Source organism: Streptomyces sp. NPDC055955 (assembly GCF_042270245.1).
Lineage (GTDB): Bacteria > Actinomycetota > Actinomycetes > Streptomycetales > Streptomycetaceae > Streptomyces.
In genome coordinates this window covers 186367-203300 of sequence record NZ_JBHJYS010000019.1, presented here as the reverse complement: position 1 = coordinate 203300, position 16934 = coordinate 186367, and the positions used below count along the sequence as shown (strand labels likewise).

At 68.2% G+C, this 16934-nt stretch carries 14 protein-coding genes; 6 read left to right on the top strand and 8 right to left on the bottom strand.

Annotation, left to right across the window (positions count from 1 at the left end; translation table 11 throughout):
- Positions 1 to 109 precede the first annotated feature (109 nt).
- From ACFC96_RS32415 to ACFC96_RS32395, 5 genes are all read right to left on the bottom strand, one after another.
- The gene (locus ACFC96_RS32415; RefSeq protein ID WP_376615507.1) at positions 110 to 2140 is read right to left on the bottom strand and encodes an RICIN domain-containing protein; all 2031 of its coding nucleotides are present in this window, start codon (positions 2138 to 2140) and stop codon (positions 110 to 112) included.
- Positions 2141 to 2199: 59 nt separating this feature from the next.
- The gene (locus ACFC96_RS32410) at positions 2200 to 4251 is read right to left on the bottom strand and encodes a beta-galactosidase (RefSeq protein WP_376615505.1); all 2052 of its coding nucleotides are present in this window, start codon (positions 4249 to 4251) and stop codon (positions 2200 to 2202) included.
- Between the two features lie 54 nt (positions 4252 to 4305).
- On the bottom strand, positions 4306 to 5646 hold the full coding sequence (locus ACFC96_RS32405) for an ABC transporter substrate-binding protein (protein WP_376615525.1): 1341 nt from the start codon (positions 5644 to 5646) through the stop codon (positions 4306 to 4308).
- A gap of 64 nt (positions 5647 to 5710) precedes the next feature.
- On the bottom strand, positions 5711 to 6643 hold the full coding sequence (locus ACFC96_RS32400; RefSeq protein ID WP_376227648.1) for a carbohydrate ABC transporter permease: 933 nt from the start codon (positions 6641 to 6643) through the stop codon (positions 5711 to 5713).
- Between the two features lie 5 nt (positions 6644 to 6648).
- The gene (locus ACFC96_RS32395) at positions 6649 to 7575 is read right to left on the bottom strand and encodes a carbohydrate ABC transporter permease (RefSeq protein ID WP_376615503.1); all 927 of its coding nucleotides are present in this window, start codon (positions 7573 to 7575) and stop codon (positions 6649 to 6651) included.
- Positions 7576 to 7830: 255 nt separating this feature from the next.
- On the opposite strand from ACFC96_RS32395, the gene ACFC96_RS32390 reads away from it, so the two are divergent.
- From ACFC96_RS32390 to ACFC96_RS32365, 6 genes are all read left to right on the top strand, one after another.
- Entirely contained in the window at positions 7831 to 8835 is a 1005-nt protein-coding gene (locus tag ACFC96_RS32390) for a LacI family DNA-binding transcriptional regulator (RefSeq protein WP_376264006.1), read from the top strand.
- Positions 8836 to 9536: 701 nt separating this feature from the next.
- On the top strand, positions 9537 to 10121 hold the full coding sequence (locus ACFC96_RS32385; RefSeq protein ID WP_376263899.1) for a DinB family protein: 585 nt from the start codon (positions 9537 to 9539) through the stop codon (positions 10119 to 10121).
- A gap of 479 nt (positions 10122 to 10600) precedes the next feature.
- A complete protein-coding gene (locus tag ACFC96_RS32380) occupies positions 10601 to 10753 on the top strand; it encodes a hypothetical protein (RefSeq protein WP_340456608.1) in 153 nt (50 codons plus the stop codon).
- A gap of 1057 nt (positions 10754 to 11810) precedes the next feature.
- Positions 11811 to 12644 carry a PIG-L family deacetylase gene (locus ACFC96_RS32375; protein WP_376263902.1) on the top strand — a complete coding sequence of 278 codons (834 nt, stop codon included), beginning with the start codon at positions 11811 to 11813 and terminating at the stop codon, positions 12642 to 12644.
- Positions 12645 to 13151: 507 nt separating this feature from the next.
- Positions 13152 to 14108 carry a sigma-70 family RNA polymerase sigma factor gene (locus ACFC96_RS32370; RefSeq protein WP_376615501.1) on the top strand — a complete coding sequence of 319 codons (957 nt, stop codon included), beginning with the start codon at positions 13152 to 13154 and terminating at the stop codon, positions 14106 to 14108.
- Positions 14109 to 14165: 57 nt separating this feature from the next.
- Complete coding sequence (locus tag ACFC96_RS32365; protein WP_376615499.1) at positions 14166 to 14729, top strand: dihydrofolate reductase family protein; 564 nt, start codon at positions 14166 to 14168, stop codon at positions 14727 to 14729.
- Between the two features lie 754 nt (positions 14730 to 15483).
- Here the strand turns inward: ACFC96_RS32365 and ACFC96_RS32360 are convergent.
- The 3 genes from ACFC96_RS32360 to ACFC96_RS32350 all read right to left on the bottom strand — a co-directional run bounded on the left by ACFC96_RS32360 (position 15484) and on the right by ACFC96_RS32350 (position 16803).
- Positions 15484 to 15906 carry a hypothetical protein gene (locus ACFC96_RS32360; RefSeq protein ID WP_376227021.1) on the bottom strand — a complete coding sequence of 141 codons (423 nt, stop codon included), beginning with the start codon at positions 15904 to 15906 and terminating at the stop codon, positions 15484 to 15486.
- Between the two features lie 269 nt (positions 15907 to 16175).
- The gene (locus ACFC96_RS32355) at positions 16176 to 16640 is read right to left on the bottom strand and encodes a Clp protease N-terminal domain-containing protein (protein ID WP_376615497.1); all 465 of its coding nucleotides are present in this window, start codon (positions 16638 to 16640) and stop codon (positions 16176 to 16178) included.
- Positions 16641 to 16647: 7 nt separating this feature from the next.
- A complete protein-coding gene (locus tag ACFC96_RS32350; protein WP_376227024.1) occupies positions 16648 to 16803 on the bottom strand; it encodes a helix-turn-helix domain-containing protein in 156 nt (51 codons plus the stop codon).
- Between the last annotated feature and the right edge of the window lie 131 nt (positions 16804 to 16934).

Below are 16934 nucleotides of genomic sequence, written 5' to 3'. Positions count from 1 at the left end.
GGGTGTGTTCCCCGGATGGTTTTTTTGTGGGGTCGGGCGGGGCGCTCGGGTTTGTCCGTGGTGGGCGGCCATCCCGGCAAGGGGGCTTGGTCGCGCCTCGACGCGGTCCTCAGGAATTCACGTCAGTGACCTTCCACCGTTGATTGGAACCGGAGTTGGGCTGCCAGATCCCGACGGACGCGCCCTCGTGCGTGGCCTGTCCGCCGACCTCGAGCAGGCGGCCCGTACCGGCGTTGACGAGGGTGTACGTGCCGTCGCCCGTCGTCGACAGGATCCACTGCGCGGCCGCGTCCCGCTCGCCCCTGTCGGGTTCGACGACCGGCGCACCGTCGCGGACGGCCAGCCGCCTGCCGTCGGCGACGCTGGTGAAGACGTGCCGCCTGCGGTTCGCCGGTCCGTCACCGCTGATCTGTGCGAGCCGCCACCGCTGACCGGGCGCGCCCGTCCCCGAATTGATGACGAGTGCGGTGCCGCCGTCGGCGACGGTGAGGTCCTTTCCGCTCTGGACACCGGTGAGCTCGTACGTGCGTCCCTTGCGCAGCGTCGCGGCGTCCTTCGCGACCCCGGACACACCCTTGATCACGAACGTGGTCACCGACTGCGCGGGCACCGTGAAGGTCGCCGTACGGCCCGTCACCGCGATCGGCGTCTGCTCGGCCAGCTTGCCGTCCGTGCTGGTCACGACCGGGGTGACGGTTGCCCCATGGCGCACGGTCGCGAACTTCGACAGGTCGATGGTCACCGTGCGGGCGGACGTGGTGCTGTTGACGTGAACGACGGTGGCGCCGTTGCCGCCACGGGTGACGGCCGCGGTGCTGCTCGAGTCGTCGGTCTTGATGAGGTGGTCGCCGGGACGGATGTAATGGGTGAAGTTCCGGGCGGTGTCGAACTTCGTGTTCGTGTGGACCGGGCAGGTCTCCAGGGTGTCGTCGGGGCCGGCGCTGAAGGAGACCTGGATCTCGCCCCAGTTGCCTCCCTTGGCGGATTCCCCGCCGGGCTTCATGTTGTCCCAGTCCTCGACGGGCTGCCAGAACACCCAGGCGCTGGGCTCCAGTTCGCGCAGGTCGTCGACGATGTGCTGAGCGAGCCCGAGTCCGGGCCGCATGTCGGTGAAGGACTGGCCGTCGCCCCAGTCTCCCTCGACCTCGCTCATCCACAGCGGCTTGCCGTCGGCCTTGGCGAGGTCGCGGACGGAGGTCCGACCGCCGGTCCCGTACGTGTGGACGTTCATCTGGGAGACAGCGCTCTTCACGTCGCCCGGGTAGCTGGTCCAGTTCGTGGTGAAGGTCGTCGGGTTGGTCTCGTCCATCGCCGAGACGACCGCCGTCGTCCGCGCCTTCCCGAGTGCGGCGTGCAGCGCGGGCACGATCTTCTGCTGGAGGGCGGGGCCGATGTGACAGCCCTCCTGACGGCCACCGGTCGGATTCCCGTCGGCGCCCAACGTCGTGCCCCAATAGTTCGTGTTGGGCTCGTTGCACGGGTCGACGGTCTTCACCTTGATGCCGTGCGCCTGCTCCAGGCGCCGCGTCACACCGGCCAGATACGTGGCGAAGTCGTCGACGGACGCCTCCTTCAACTGCTCCTTCGACGCGTCGAAGCCGCCGGAGACGTAGCCGCTGACCGTCATGAAGTACGGCGGCGAATTGGAGAACGTCTCCCAGTGGGTGATGTCCTTCTTGATCCGGTCCACCCACCATCGCTGGGTGGCGTCGGCGTCCCCGTTCCAGTGGTCCCCGTTGTCGGGGTCCCACCAGTCGGTGTCGGTGCGGGTGGTGCCCTCGGGCGCCTTCCACCAGCCCTCGACGGCGCCGCCCGGCCTCAGGTAGGACGGCACGTCGGGGGCGTTGCCGCCGCCTATGTTGTAGCGGGCGATGTTGAGGGCGAGGCCGTCACGGCCGAAGACGAGGTCGGCGATCCGCTCGCGGATCTCGTGCGGGTAGTGTCCGGTCGCGTTCGCGAACCAGGCCAGGCTGGTGCCCCACCCCTCGAACCTCTCCTGCCGGTACGAGGGGTCGAGGGTCACCGTGACCGTCGCGCCGGTGGCCGCGGCGACGAGCGGTGCGGCCGAGAGCTGGGTTCCTGCGGCCGCGGCCGTGGCCGCGGCGATGCCGATGAACCGTCTGCGGGTCATGCGCGCCAACGTGTGCTCCCAATGTCGTTGAATGGGTGGGGTGTCCGGTGGTGCGAGAGGGGATGGATTCAGGAGGCGGACTGCCGCAGGACGGCGACCTGGCGAGGCGCCAGGACGAGGCCGTCGCCCTCGCGCCGCGGTGGCCCGACGAGCACGTCACCGGTCAGTCCCGGCAGCGCCACCTGTTCGTCGCTCCGGTTGACCAGGAACAGGTAGCGGTGCTCCGCGTCGCGCCGCACGACGTGCTCCACCAGCCCCCGTGCGTCGTGCGGGAGCTCGCTGACCACCCCTGCGGGCGCGAGCAGCTCCGGCAGCAGCACGCTCAGTCCGTCGGCGCCGAGCCGGGTGGACACGTATGTGGCCGAGCCATGGCCCGTGCCACGCCGGGTGACGGCGGGGCGCGACGCGTACGTGCCGGTGAGGTAGCCCGCCAGGACCTCGACGTCCGTGCCGGTGACGGAGATCCGGTCGGTCCACAGGCTGCCGGTGGTGCCGTTGTCCAGGTCGACGGTGTCCCCGTCGAGCAGGGGCCCGAACTCCTCGATGCGGATGCCGAGGACGTCGCGCAGCGCGCCCGGGTAACCGCCGAGCCAGACGTGGTCGTTCTCGTCGACGATCGCGGAGAAGTACGTGGTGACGAGGTGGCCGCCGCCCTCGACGTACCGGGTGAGTTCCTTGGCGAGCGGCTGTGGCACCACGTGCAGGACGGGCGCGATGACGACGTCGTACGCGGACAGGTCGGTGCGGTGCGCGGGCACCACGTCGGCGCGGTGGCCCAGACGAAGCAACGCCGAGTACCAGTCGAGGGCCTCGCGGTGGTAGTCGAGGCGGGAGGTCGGGTGGGAGTCCTGCTCGCCGGCCCACCAGGAATCCCAGTCGAAGAGGATCGCCACGCGGGCGGGTTCGCGCTCGCTGCCCGCGATGGGAGCGAGCGTGTCGAGCGTGTGGCCCAACTCGACCACACAGCGGAAGAGTTCACTGTCGGCCCCGGCGTGCGGGACCATCGCCGAGTGGTACTTCTCGGCTCCGGCCGCCGACTGGCGCCACTGGAAGAAGCAGACGGCGTCGGCGCCGTGCGCGACATGCAGCAGCGAGTCGCGGGCCAACTCTCCCGGTGTCTTGGGCGGGTTGACGGGCTGCCAGTTCACGGCGCTGGTGGAGTGCTCCATCAGGAACCAGGGGCGGTGTCCGGCGATGCCGCTGCTGAGGTTGGCGGAGAAGGAGAGTTCGTCGCGGTCCTGCGGCCCGGGGGTGACGTAGTGGTCGTTGGCCACGAAGTCGATCACGTCGGCCCAGTCCGCGTAGTCCATGCCCTTGGTGCCGGACATCACCATGAAGTTGGTGGTGACCGGTGTGTCCGGGGTGAGCTCGCGCAGGATCTCCCGCTCGGCGAGCAGATGGTCCTTGAGCGCGTCCGACGAGAAGCGCTTGAAGTCGAGCTGCTGCGTCGGGTTCGGGTGCGAGGCGGCGAGCCGCGGCGGCAGTATCTGCTCCCAGTCGCTGTAGCGCTGGGACCAGAAGGCCGTCCCCCAGGCGTTGTTGAGGGCGTCGAGCGTGGTGTAGCGGCGGCGCAGCCAGGACCGGAAGGCGCGGGCGGCGTCGTCGGAGTAGTCGTAGACGTTGTGGCAGCCCAGCTCGTTGTTGACGTGCCAGGCGACCAGGGCGGGGTGGTCGGCGTAGCGGGAGGCGATCTTGCGGACGAGGGTCAGCGCGTGCTCGCGAAAGACGGGCGAGGTGGGCCGCCAGTGCTGCCGGGCGCCCGGCCACAGCGTCTCACCGCTCGCGGTCACCGGCAGGATCTCCGGGTGCGCGGCGGTCAGCCACGGCGGAGGCGACGCGGTGGCGGTGGCCAGGTCGACGCCGATGCCGCCCGCGTGCAGCAGGTCCATGATCTCGTCGAGCCAGCCGAAGTCCCAGGTGTCGGCGGTGGGCTGGATGCGCGCCCAGGAGAAGATGGCGAGGGAGACGACGTTCACCCCGGCCTCACGCATGAGCCGGATGTCGTCCGCCCACACCTCCCGTGACCACTGCTCGGGGTTGTAGTCGGCTCCGTAGCCGAGGCGGCGGGTGCCGTCCGATCCCTTCGCGTAGGGGAAACGGGAGGTGAGGGGGGCGGTCATGCGCGTCCTTTCGGGGAGCGGTCTTCCACAGGTGCGGTCGAGGGAGGCGGCGGGCTACTTCTCGACGGTGAAGCCCTGCTCGGTGCCGTACTTGACGGACGCCTCCTGCCAGGACTTCAGCCCGGCGGTGAGCTGGGTCGACGAGACGTACGCCTTGCCGACGGTGTCGTTGAAGATCGAGTTGGCGTACACCTGGTACGGCAGGTACTTCCAGTCGGTGGGCACGCTCTTCGCGGACTCGGCGAAGATCTTGTTGGCCTTCTGGCCGCCGAAGTACGGGAACTCGGTGTTCTGGAACGACGAGGAGTTCAGGTCCTTCGTCGTCGCGGGGAACGCGCCGTTCTTGATGCGGGTCTGTACACCCGCGCCGGAGTTGGCGTACTCGACGAACGCGTAGGCGAGTTCCTTGTTCTTGCCGAGCGCGGGCAGCGCGAGCGAGCTGCCGCCGTTCTCGGAGCTGGTGTTCGCGCCCTTCTCCCACTGCGGCATGGGGGCGACGCGCCAGTCGCCGGAGGCGCCCTTCACGCCGGAGGCGAAGTTGGCCGGCATCCAGGCGCCGGTGGGCAGGGTGGCGATGGTCCCGTCGCCGAGGCCCTTGTACCAGTCATCGGTCCAGCCGGTGACGGGCGAGACGAGCTTCTCGTCGATGAGCTTCTGCCAGGTGTCGGTGTACTTCTTCGCTCCCGCGTCGGTGAAGTCGATGCCCACCTTGGTGCCGTCGACCTTGTACGGGTGCGAACCGGCCTGCCACAGAAGGCTGGTGGTCAGGCCCGCGTCGCCGACGTCGCTGGTGATGTACGCCTTCGGGTCGGCCTTGTGCAGCTTGCGGGCAGCCTCGACGTACTCGTCCCAGGTCGTCGGGACGGCGATCTTGTACTTGTCGAAGACCTTCTTGTTGTAGAAGAGCGCCATCGGGCCCGAGTCCATCGGCAGGCCGTACACGCCGGCGCCGGACTTCACCGAGTTCCACGGCCCGGGGGAGTACGAGTCCGCCAGCTTCTCTGCGCCGTACGCCTTGAGGTCGGTGATCTGCTTCGTCAGCGCGTACTGGCCGAGCGCGTAGTACTCGATCTGCGCGACGTCCGGAACGCCCTTCTTCGCCGAGATCGCGTTCGACAGAGCCTTGTACTGGTCGTTGTTGGTGCCCGCGTTGACCAGCTTGATGTCGACCTTCGGGTACTTCTTCTCGAAGTCGGCGGCGACCTGCTTCAGGGTGGGCTCCCACGCCCACACCGTGACGGTGCCGCCCTTCTTCAGGGCCGACTGGATGTCCGCCGAACCGACCGGCTTGTCACTCGAGGCGTCGTCGTCGGACCCGCCGCAGGCGGTGGTCCCCAGGGCGAGGGCGCAGAGGAGACCTATGCCGCGCAGCAGGCGGCGGGAGTTCTTGGGCATGGGCATGCTTCCACTTCTTCGTGGTCCTACAGAGGGTGTACGCGGTGGAACTGCGGTGCTGTGCCTACTCCTTGACGCTTCCGGCGGAGAGCCCGGACTGCCAGTACTTCTGGAGCAGCAGAAAGGCGGCGATCAGCGGCACGATGGTGAGCAGTGAGCCGGTGAGCACCAGATGGGGTATGGCCTCGCCGCCGGCCGTCTGCGCCTGCTTGTTCCAGGAGTCCAGGCCGAGCGTGAGCGGATACCAGTCGGGGTCCTTCAGCATGATCAACGGCAGGAAGTAGTTGTTCCAGGTCGCGACCGTGGTGAAGAGCAGGACGGTGACGGTGCCGGGCGCGAGCAGCGGCAGGGCGACCTGGAAGAAGGTGCGCAGCTCGCTCGCGCCGTCGATGCGGGCGGCCTCCATCAGCTCGGTGGGAATCGCCTCCGTGGCGAACACCCACATCAGATACAGGCCGAACGGCGAGATCAGCGACGGGATGATGACGGCCCACGGGGTGTCGGTGAGTCCCATCTTGCTGAACATCAGGAACGTGGGGACGGCAAGGGCCGTGCCCGGCACCGCGACCGCGCCGATGACGACGGCGAACACGGCGCGCTTGCCGGGGAAGGTGAACTTGGCCAGCGCGTATCCGCCGAGGACCGCGAGGAAGGTGGCGCCGCCCGCGCCCACCACCACGTACAGGAGGGTGTTGAGGAGCCAGCGGCCGAAGACACCGTCCTGGTAGGTGAAGGTCTCGCCGATGTTGTGCCAGAGGTCGAAGTTCCCGTCGAACCACAGGCCGAACGAACGGGCCAGACCCTGTTGGGACTTGGTGGCACTGATCAGGAGCCACACGAGAGGCAGCAGACTGTAGACGAGGACGACGCCGGTGAGCACGGTCAGCAGGACGCTGCGTCGGGGGCGGCCGGGTGTCCGGCGGCGCGGTGAGCGCAGGCGCGGGGCGGCGGAATTGACCGGTGCCGTCGGCCGTACGGAGTCGGTGGTGGTGGTCATCGCGCTCACGCTCCCTTGCGCATACCGCGCAGCTGGACCACGTAGGCGACGATCATCGTGATCACGCCCATGACGATGGCGACCGTCGCGGAGTAGTTCTGCTGCTGGCCCGCGAAGGACAGCGAGTACGTGTAGAAGTTCGGCGTGTAGTCGGTGGTGATCGCGTTCGGCGCGAGCTTCTGCAGGATGGCGGGCTCGTTGAAGAGCTGGAAGCTGCCGATGATCGAGAAGATCGTGGCGATGACGAGGGCACCGCGGATCGCGGGGAGCTTGATGGCCGTGATGACGCGCCACTGTCCGGCACCGTCGATCTCGGCCGCCTCGTACAGCGAGTGCGGTACGACGCGCAGCGCGGCGAAGAAGATCAGCATGTTGTAGCCGACGAACTCCCAGGTCACGATGTTGCCGATGGATGCGAGGACCAGCTTGGCGGACAGTGGGTCGGGCAGATTCACGCCGAATGCGTCGTTGATGTCGCCGACCAGGCCGTAGCGGGTGCCGTACATGAAGCCCCACATGAGGGTCGCGACGACGGCGGGTACCGCGTAGGGCAGGAAGACGGTGATCCGGAAGAAGTCCTTGCCGTAGAGGCGTCCGCTGTCGATCGCCAGGGCGACGAGCAGGGCGATGCCGAGCATGATCGGCACCTGGATCAGCAGAAACAGTCCGACGCGGAGGACTCCCTCCCAGAACTGGCCGTCCTGCAAGGCCTGTTGGTAGTTGTCCAGGCCCACGAAGGTCGTGCCGCCGATGAGTTGGGTGCGGAACAGGCTCAGATAGACCGAGTACGCGAGCGGCGCGAGGAAGACCAGGGCGAAGACGAGCACGAAGGGGCCGATGAACCCCCACCCCGTCCACGAGCGGCGCGCCCTGCGTACCGGTGGCCCGGCCGGTCGCGGCCTTGCGGCGGCCGGCGGTTGAAGCGTCGTCATCTCGCGTCCCTCGCTCGTACGTGCCTCGCAGATGGTGCCCGGATGTTTGCGTAAACATTTCAGTGCGTCAGCGGCCGACGGGTACTATGTTTGCGTAAACATCCGGTGGCGGCATGTCTACACTGCCTCGCAGAGGACGGTCAAGAGTCGCCCGTGAACGATCAACTCGACCTGGTGAGGTGAACGGTGGGAGCAACGGACAGTGCCCCGGAGCGCGGCAGGACCGACGCCCGGCGCCGCACGCACAACGCGTCGATGGCCGACGTCGCCCGGGTTGCGCGTGTCTCCTCCCAGACGGTCTCCCGCGTCTCGAACGGCTTTCCCGGCGTCAACGAGGAGACCCGCGAGCGGGTCCTCGCCGCAATGAAGGAGCTCGGCTACCGCCCCAACAGCGCCGCGCGAGCACTGAAGCGGGGCGACTTCCGCACCATCGGCGTGATCACGTTCACGCTCTCCACGACGGGCAACATGCGCACGCTGGAGGCCATCGCGACCTCGGCCGCGCAGGAGGGCTACGCAGTCACGCTCCTCCCCGTCGCGGTGCCCACCCAGGACGAAGTACGTGGCGCGTTCTCACGTCTCGGCGAACTGGCGGTGGACGCGGTCATCGTCATCATGGAGGTCCATCTCCTCGACTCGGCGAGCCTCACCCTGCCGCCGCACGTGAAAGTCGTGGTCGCGGACTCGGACGCCGACGACCGTTACGCGGTGGTGGACACGGACCAGGCCGGCGGCACCCGCGACGCGGTACGCCACCTCCTCGACCTCGGGCACCGCACGGTCTGGCACCTTGCGGGCCCCTCCGAGTCGTTCGCGGCTCAGCGCCGAACGGACGCATGGCGCAAGGCACTTGAGTCCGCCGGCCGCGCGGTCCCACCACTGGTGCGCGGCGACTGGTCGGCCGATTCGGGCTACCGCGCGGGCCTGCGCCTGGCCGAACAGGCCGACTGCACCGCAGTGTTCGCGGCGAACGACCAGATGGCGCTGGGCCTCCTGCGGGCCCTGGAAGAGCGGGGCCGCAAGGTCCCCGAGGACGTCTCGGTCATCGGCTTCGACGACATCCCCGACTCCGGCTCGTTCCAGCCGCCGCTCACCACGGTCCACCAGGATTTCGCCGAGGTCGGCCGCCGCTGCGTGGAGAGCGCACTGCGCCAGGTCCGGCAGGGCGAGGCGGAACCGGGCGCCACGCTGGTGCCGACGCGCCTGGTGGTGCGGGAGAGCACGGGGCGCCCCCGGACGCGAGAGGGCGGGCGAGGCTAGGAAGTTGCGTTTGGGCCAGGTGATCGTCGTTGGTCCGGGGGCGTTGACTCCCAGTGGGCGCGGATCGAACCGTGGCTCCCGGACCGGACGCCGAAGCGGGTTGCCGGTGGCGGGACCACCGTGAGGTGATCGACGATTGCCTGCTGATCGCCAGGCTGATGCGGATGGGGAGCTGACCGGGGCCGTGTCCGTATCCGTGGACTCCATGTTGGTGCGCTTCACCGACATGCGGTCGGGGCCTGCAAAGGAAATGGGACCCGACCGGCGAATCGGCCGAGCACGCAACCGCCTCAAGCAGTGACGCGGCCTTGCCGGTTCTACGAGAAGACCGCGACCATCTACGTGGCGCGCCCCCTCCACATCACCGGCATCTTCGTCTGGTCCGACCTGTGATCCGCCAGCGGAAGCGATGGTGTGCCCAATCGGAGACGCTGCTCAGTCGGGCGGCGGCTTTGGCGGGAGCGCCGCTTCGGATGGGCTGGTCCACTTCGAAGTCGTGCCCGGTCAGGCCGCTTTCGTCCTCGACGATGCGGGCGACGCGGTAGGCCAGTTCCGTCACAGCCGACGCCGCCGGAACGGTGTGGTGGGCTTCTTGTAGCAGTTCTGGGCGGCGGCCATGGCCGGGCCTCTGCTTTGCCAGCCGCTGCGGACCACGTACGGGATCTTGAGACCATGGGCAGCCCATGGCAGGCTCATGCCGCGTGATCGATGAATTCGCGAAGGACAACCTGCACGGTCGACTGCGGCGGGACCGCAAGGCGCTGCTCTGGAAACTCGACGGCTTGTCCGAATACGACGCCCGCCGGCCTTTGACAGCGACCGGGACCAACCTCCTCGGCCTGGTCAAACACGTGGCCACCGTCGAGGCCAGGTACTTCGGCGAGGTCTTCGACCGCCCTTCCCCGGAACCGCTGCCCCGGTGGCAGGACTCCGACGGCAGCGATCTGTGGGCGACCGAGGACGAGACCCGCGATCAGATCATCGGGTTCTACCGGCGCACGTGGGAACACTCGGACGCGACGATCAACGAGCTTCCCCTCGACGCCCCCGGCCACGTGCCGTGGTGGCCGGAGCCTGATCCGAACACGAACCTGTTCGCCATCATGGTCCATGTCCTCGGCGAGTCCATCCGGCATGCCGGGCACGCCGATATCCTGCGCGAGGGCCTCGACGGCCGGACCGGGTTGCGCGCCGAACACGAGAAGCAGATCGACGAGGAAGCCCGTGCAGCCTACTGCGCGAAGATCGAGCAGGCCGCCAGGTCGGCCGCACCGATCAAGGCATAGCGGTTGTCTCACACGACTTGATGTTCGTGCGGCACGATGCCGGTCGTGGATGCTGATCCATCGAAGCGTGTGGTAGTTGATGAACTCTGAGAGCTGGCCGCCCGTCGCGCAGATCGCCAGGACCGCGGGCCGTCGCCATCGTGCGTCCGCCGCTGGGAGCCAAGAACGAGTCTCAGGGTCTGATCGAGGCCCGGCGCGCTTGAGGTCTGGGGACCTCCTTGTCGATCGCCCGTACGAGCGCATGAGCGCGGGAGCAAGGAAGGCTGAAGGTGCACTCGGGCGGTACATGTCGGACAAGGTCTGGCACGCGAGATGGCGCCATCCGGGTGTGCTGCGGCTGTGTCGGGCCGTGATCACCGGACTGATTGAACATGCTGAGCCTGGACCAGCACCATGCCCAGCGAAGGGTGTTTAGCATGCCGAACGACTCAGTCGCACGCTTCCTGGCGTCCTTGGCGCCTGAGGAAAGAAAGACAGTCGTGGCCAGGCCCGGGGAGGAGCAGGAGCGGCTTGCCGCAGCCTGGGAACGGGAGCTGGAGGGGGACGACGAGTTGGACGTCCTCGACGAGTTGTCCCCGCCGGCAGCCGAGGCTGAGGCGGCTCGGCGCGTCCTTCGCCAGGAGTCGGACTGACCCGTCTGATGGGTGGTCGAACGGCAGTAGGACCGTCTCCTGCAGGGTGAGGTCGAGGAGTTGTTTCCAGCAGCCCAGGCGGATACGAGTCCGAAAGGCCCGGGCAGATGGCTGATTTCCGCGCAGTCGCGTTCTAGTGGAGGCGTTGGACACGGTCGCCACCGAGGAGTGGAAGGGCGAGGCGTGGCCGGCGCTCGATCATTCCGATGGCGCCAGCAGGACCGACCCTCGGTCTGATGTGCAGCATGTCGCGGGCGGAGCCACGTCCTTGTGTTCGCTGGGCCTCTTCACCGTTATCACGGAGGATTAGGAGCAGCGGTCCAGCGGCTGGTCTCACTTGGTGCACAGACCGTCGAATGGAATCCCCACCCGCCGGATCCTGACTTCGTTGTGCTTGCCGATCCGGACGACACCCTCTGCTACGTAGTCGATCTGAGCCATGCACCCGGAGGTGGCAACCGGTCGCCTTCGGGTCGATGGGGCTGGCACAGCCTGTGACCTCTGCCGCTGCCTGCCCCGACGGTCAGCCGCCAGTGTGACGGCTGACCGTCCCCACGTTCATATCGACGTAATGCCGTCATTCCTCCTCCGCATTTCAGAGCTGGTGAATCACCATCTGCCTGCGGAATCCTTCGCCTGTCATCCAAGCGACCCGCTGGGCAGGGATTCCGGCCTGGTGACGTCCGATGTCGGCGATTCTTGCCGTCTGGCCCGGAATTCGGGATGAGCCCCCGGCGTGTGCGTGCGCGGGCTTCCATGTCGGAATCTCACGGCAGGTGCCGGACGGATGGAAGCCGGATCCGCCGTCGCGCTGAGACGTGCAGATCGCGCCTGTTCCTCGTTCGCGTCGATACGCCGACGTATGGCGGGAGAGGCGGCCGTACTGGGAACAGTTGGTCGTGCCGGATCGGTTGCATCGAGCGAGGGATCGGTGCCGCACGGGCGGCGAACACGAAGACCAAGAGGTCGTTCGCCCCGCCAGGCTCCGGGCCCTGGGGCCGTGGTATGCCCGCCGCGCGCTCGAACCGAGACGTATCTCTGCAGGAGGACTGTTCTTATGAACGACCGGCCTTTGACGCTGATGGCAGTGCACGCTCACCCCGACGACGAGGCCACCGGGACCGGAGGGGTCCTCGCACGGTACGCCGCGGAGGGCATGCGCACGGTTCTCGTGACGTGTACCGACGGTGGTTGTGGTGATGGGCCGGGGGGTGTCAAGCCGGGCACTCCCGGACACGATTCGGCGACCGTCGCCGTGATGCGCCGTCAGGAACTCGAGGCGAGCTGTGAGGTGCTGAAGGTCAGTGACCTGGAGATGCTGAACTATGCCGACTCCGGGATGATGGGCTGGCCGAGCAACGACGCCCCAGGATCGTTCTGGCAGACCCCCGTGGAGGAAGGCGCCACCCGGCTTGCCGAACTCATGCGGCACTACCGGCCTGATGTCGTCGTCACCTACGACGAGAACGGCTTCTACGGCCACCCCGACCACATCCAGGCCCACCGGATCACGATGGCGGCGCTGGAGATGATCGAGCTGACGCCAAAGGTGTACTGGACGACGGTGCCGCGCTCGGGGATGCAGCGGTTCGGCGAGATCATGCGCGAGTTTCATGAGGACATGCCGGAGCCGGATCCCGCCGAGGCCGCCGCGATGGCCGAGATCGGCCTCCCCGACGATGAGATCACCACGTGGGTGGACACCACCGCGTTCAGCGGTCAGAAGTTCGATGCGCTGGCCGCGCACGCCAGTCAGGGCGAGAACATCTTCTTCCTCAAGATGGGCAAGGAGAGGTTCGGCGAGTTGATGGGCATGGAAACCTTCGTGCGGGTCAAGGACGCCACCGGTGCGGCCGTCCCCGAGAACGATCTCTTCGCCGGACTGCGCTGATCCGCGCGTTTGACCGGGGTCCGGGAACGCTCATCGGTCGCACGGCAAGCGCCGGCCGTCGGGACCTCTCGCGCCCCCGCCCCGCTCGCCGTCGCGAACAGCCCGCTGCAGATCGACAGCGCGTGCGAGCGTGAGACGTCGGCTCGCTGGCTCCCCTCCGGTGCCGGCGGGCCGACTCGCGCCCGTTCTCCAGCCGGTGTGCGTGGATTGTTCCGTACCTCTCCGCGCCCCTACTGAGACGGCAAGGTTGAGGAATACGCTGCCGAGGCCAGGCACCTCCCGGTTGCGACCTGGGCCCCCCTGGCCGGACCTCTGGGAGCCCCTAGCGGTGTCGGTGGCCAGCTTCTTTTGTCCGTGGCCAGTTTCCTTCCCAGCTCGCGGGCATGTATCAGGGAGTCGAGCGGCGGCCGATGGCCACCGAGATTCATCGTCGGGAAAAGACGTCGAGTGGCATCCGTACAAAGCCCTGGCGGATCCTGCTGAAGTCCGTCTCGGCGTAAGGCTGGTGTGCGGCATGATGATCCGGTGGACTTCGAGCCGTACCGGGGCGAGTTGGTGGTGTTCTGCTACCGGATGATGGGGTCGTTCCACGAGGCCGAGGATCTGGTGCAGGAGACGCTGCTGCGTGCCTGGAAGGCCCGCGACCGGTACGCCCCGGCGCGCGCGTCGGTGCGGACCTGGCTCTACCGGATCGCGACCAACGCGTGCCTGACCGCACTGGAGGGGCACAGTCGGCGTCCTTTGCCCTCCGGACTGGGAATGCCGAGCGACGACCCCGGGGCGGCGCTCGTGCCGGCACTCGATGTGCCCTGGCTCGAGCCTTTCCCCGACGCGCGGTTCGATGTGGAGGTCAGGGCCGACCTGCGGCTCGCGTGGGTGGCGGCGGTGCAGGTTCTGCCGGCGCGGCAGCGGGCGGTGCTGGTGCTGCGCGAGGTGCTGGCGTTCACCGCCGCCGAGGTCGCCGAGCAGTTGGGGACCACGGTCGCGGCGGTCAACAGCGCGCTGCAGCGCGCCCGTGCCGCCCTCGCCGGCGTGGGCGATGCCGGTGCGGTCACCGAGCCGGACGATCCCGAGGTGCAGGCGGTCATCCAGCGGTACATACAGGCGTTCGAGGCGACGGATGTCCCCGCGCTGGTGCGGCTGCTGGCCGAAGACGCGGTCCTGGAGATGCCGCCGGTGCCGCTGTGGTACCGGGGTAGCCAGGACTACGGACGGTTCCTGGAGCGGGTGTTCGCGATGCGTGGTCCGGGTTGGGGCATGCGGGCTCTGACCTCCAACGGGCAGCCCGCGCTGGCCGCGTACGCGCCGGAGCCCGGCGGCGGGCACCGTCTGCACACCCTGCAGGTCTTCACCGTCACCGGCGGCCGTATCGCGCACAACGTCGTGTTCGCCGATCCGTGCGTCTTGGACGTCTTCGAGTTGCCGCGCGACATTCCTGCCGACCAGTTGCGCCGTGAGCGATGAGTCGGGGTGGTGCGCCCAGTAGGTACTGGTGAGCACCGAACCGAAGGGAACCTCATCGTGAGCGTCATCGTCATCGAGTTCATCACCCTGGACGGGATCGTGTCCGACCCGGACGGGTCCGCCGGTACACCGCTGGGCGGCTGGGCATTCCGGCACGGCCCGGAGGCTGTCGCCGGAGACAAGTTCCGGCTCGGCCGCACGTTGGACGACGGCGTGCTGCTGCTCGGGCGCACTACCTGGCAGCTGTTCTCGCGGCTGTGGCCGGGCCGCGACGACCCGTTCGCCGCGCGGATGAACGCCGTGCCGAAGCTGGTCGCCTCCCGCACCCTGACCCACACCGACACATCGGCGTGGTCGAACTCCCAACTGCTGGACGGCGACCTGGTCGACGCCGTCAAACGCGAGCGCCGGGACGTGGTCGTCACCGGGAGCCTCAGCGTCGTGGACCGGCTGATGGCCGCGGACATGATCGACGAATACCGACTGTTGACCTTCCCCACCGTCCTCGGCACCGGACGGCGGCTCTTCCCGGCCGACAGCCCCCACGCCGAGCTGGAGTGCCTGGCTGCCGAGCGGGTCGGTGCCGCTGTCCTCAGTCGCTACCGAAAGGCCGCCCGATGACCGGCCGCTTCAATAAAGGGGCGCCGTGCATCCTCACCCGAGGACGGTGCTCTGTCGCGTGGTGTAACCGGCCAGGATTTGTGAGACGAGGGTGATGGCCTGGATGCCGTCGCCCGCCGAACCGTACGGCGGCGTCGAGCGCGCCCGCTGCTCCGCCGATCAGGGAACGCACCGGCCGGAAGCCTTCAAGTCGGCGAACGACGTGCCGGACTGGCCCGACGAACGTCCCATTGCGTAGCGGACGCTCTGCGACAACTGCCGTGGGGCCCGCACTCGGGTTCGGGCCCCACGGCAGTATCGGTGGCACCGCGCACGGTTGGCGTGGGGAGCGCGGGGCCGTAGGTACGCCGCGTACAGACGTCCTGGGTTGACGCTAGGACTGAAGGGCAGGCCTGTCGCGCCAGAGGACGCCGTTCGCGTCAAGGCCGCGGCTGGGAAGCCTCGGGAGCGAGGAGCGGCCGCCCTTCGGTACGGAGCGGCCGGCTTCCCATTCGATGCGGGTGCTGGGGGTGCTGGGGGTCCGCCGTTCTGCGACTGGCCACCGCAGTGCAGGCCGAGAAGCACGACGAATGGATCGCCTTTCCCCGCCGCTACCTTCCCGAAGGCGCTTGGCCACCGTCTACGCCACCGTCGACACCGAGGCCCTCCGAGGGCTGATCCCCCTACATCACGGCGGGAGGACACGATCGACTCGGACCGAGCCTTTATGCGATGCCGGACCGTGTGCAGATCAACCGGCCGCGCGGCAGCCGGGTCAACCCGCCGGGCTGGTCAGGATGCAGTGCGGATAATCGTTGTCCGGATCACCGACGGCGACCCACAGCTTCAGGACCTTGCCTTGCCTCAAGGCGGCGTAGGGATCGGGCCGCCTCTCACCCTTTTCGGGGTGAGCGGCGTCGTAGGAGTGAGCGGCGTCGAAGGTCACACCGACGAAGCTTTGCTTCTTGTTGGCGCCTTGCTCCCAAGTGCCTGTTCCGGACCAGGTCAAACTGTCGTACCAGCGGACGGCGACGCAGACTTTGTCGGCGATGAACGTCCCGTCCCGCTTCAGGGTGAGGGTGCCGCCGTCAGCATCGGTCCACGTGGTACCAAGTTCGGCTGGTTTCAGCACGACCGGTTCGCCTTCGGGCGGCGGCATGACCGTGAACCTGCCGCAGGCAGTGAGAGCAAAGGCCATGGCGAGCAAGATCAGCGCAGTACGACGGCAACGCAACACACTCCACCCCTGACGGGTTCCGCGGGCCGCGTGCGCGACCAGTGGACTGAAGAACCCGCGCCGTACCCTGACACGGAATTTGAACATGTTCAAGTCTCAGTCGTCGGCGGCCGCTCCAGGAAGTGCATAGGGGTGCAGGGGGAGATGCAGCTGCCCGGTCGGCTGGGCTGGACTGGGCTGGGCTGACGAGTGAGGACCGGTGGCCGATGACCTGTGCGGGACCCCGCGTTTCAAGCGCCCGTCCGCCGAATGCGTTCCCGGACAGCGGCTCGGTCGACGCCGAGTTGTTCCATGAGCTCTGCCACAGGATCCGGCTGCTCGCAGTCGAGCAGGGCCAGCAGAAGGTGCTCCGGTGCGATGCGCCGGCTGCCGGCCTTCCTCGTCTCAGCCAGAGCGCGGGGGAGGACGGCGCGAGCGCCGGAGGTGAAGGGTGTGCGCTTGCGCGAGGCGGGAATCGGAGGCCGCTCGATCCCCTGGACGTCGATGCCGACCGCGGTCAGCGCGGACCGGTCGAGGGCATCCAGAGTGGCACGCGCGCTCTCCAGGTCGGTTCCGAACGCCCGGACTGCGTCGGGCTCGTGGAGCACTCCCAACAGGAGGTGCTCGGTCCCGATGCGGCGATCGCCACGCAGCGTGGCTTCGCCCAGTGCCGAAGTGACGGCCGCACGGGCACCTGCCGCGAACTGTTCGAACATGGTCGCCTCACTTCCCGTACTTGGCGTGCACGGATTGCCGGGAGACGCCGAGGGCGTCGCCGATCTGTTCCCAGGACCACCCCTGTTCTCTGGCGCGTGCGACTGCTGCGGCCTCGACCTGCTCGGCCAGCCGGTGCAGCGCGCCGACTGCCCGCAGCCCCACCGCGGGGTCATGCGACCTGAGACGTTCTGAGAGATCTCCCGCTTCCATGTCTGTCAGTCTGGATTGACATTCCCTGCCTGTCAACCCAGACTGACGCCAGCCGCGCCGTCAGGCCAGACTGACATCCGGTG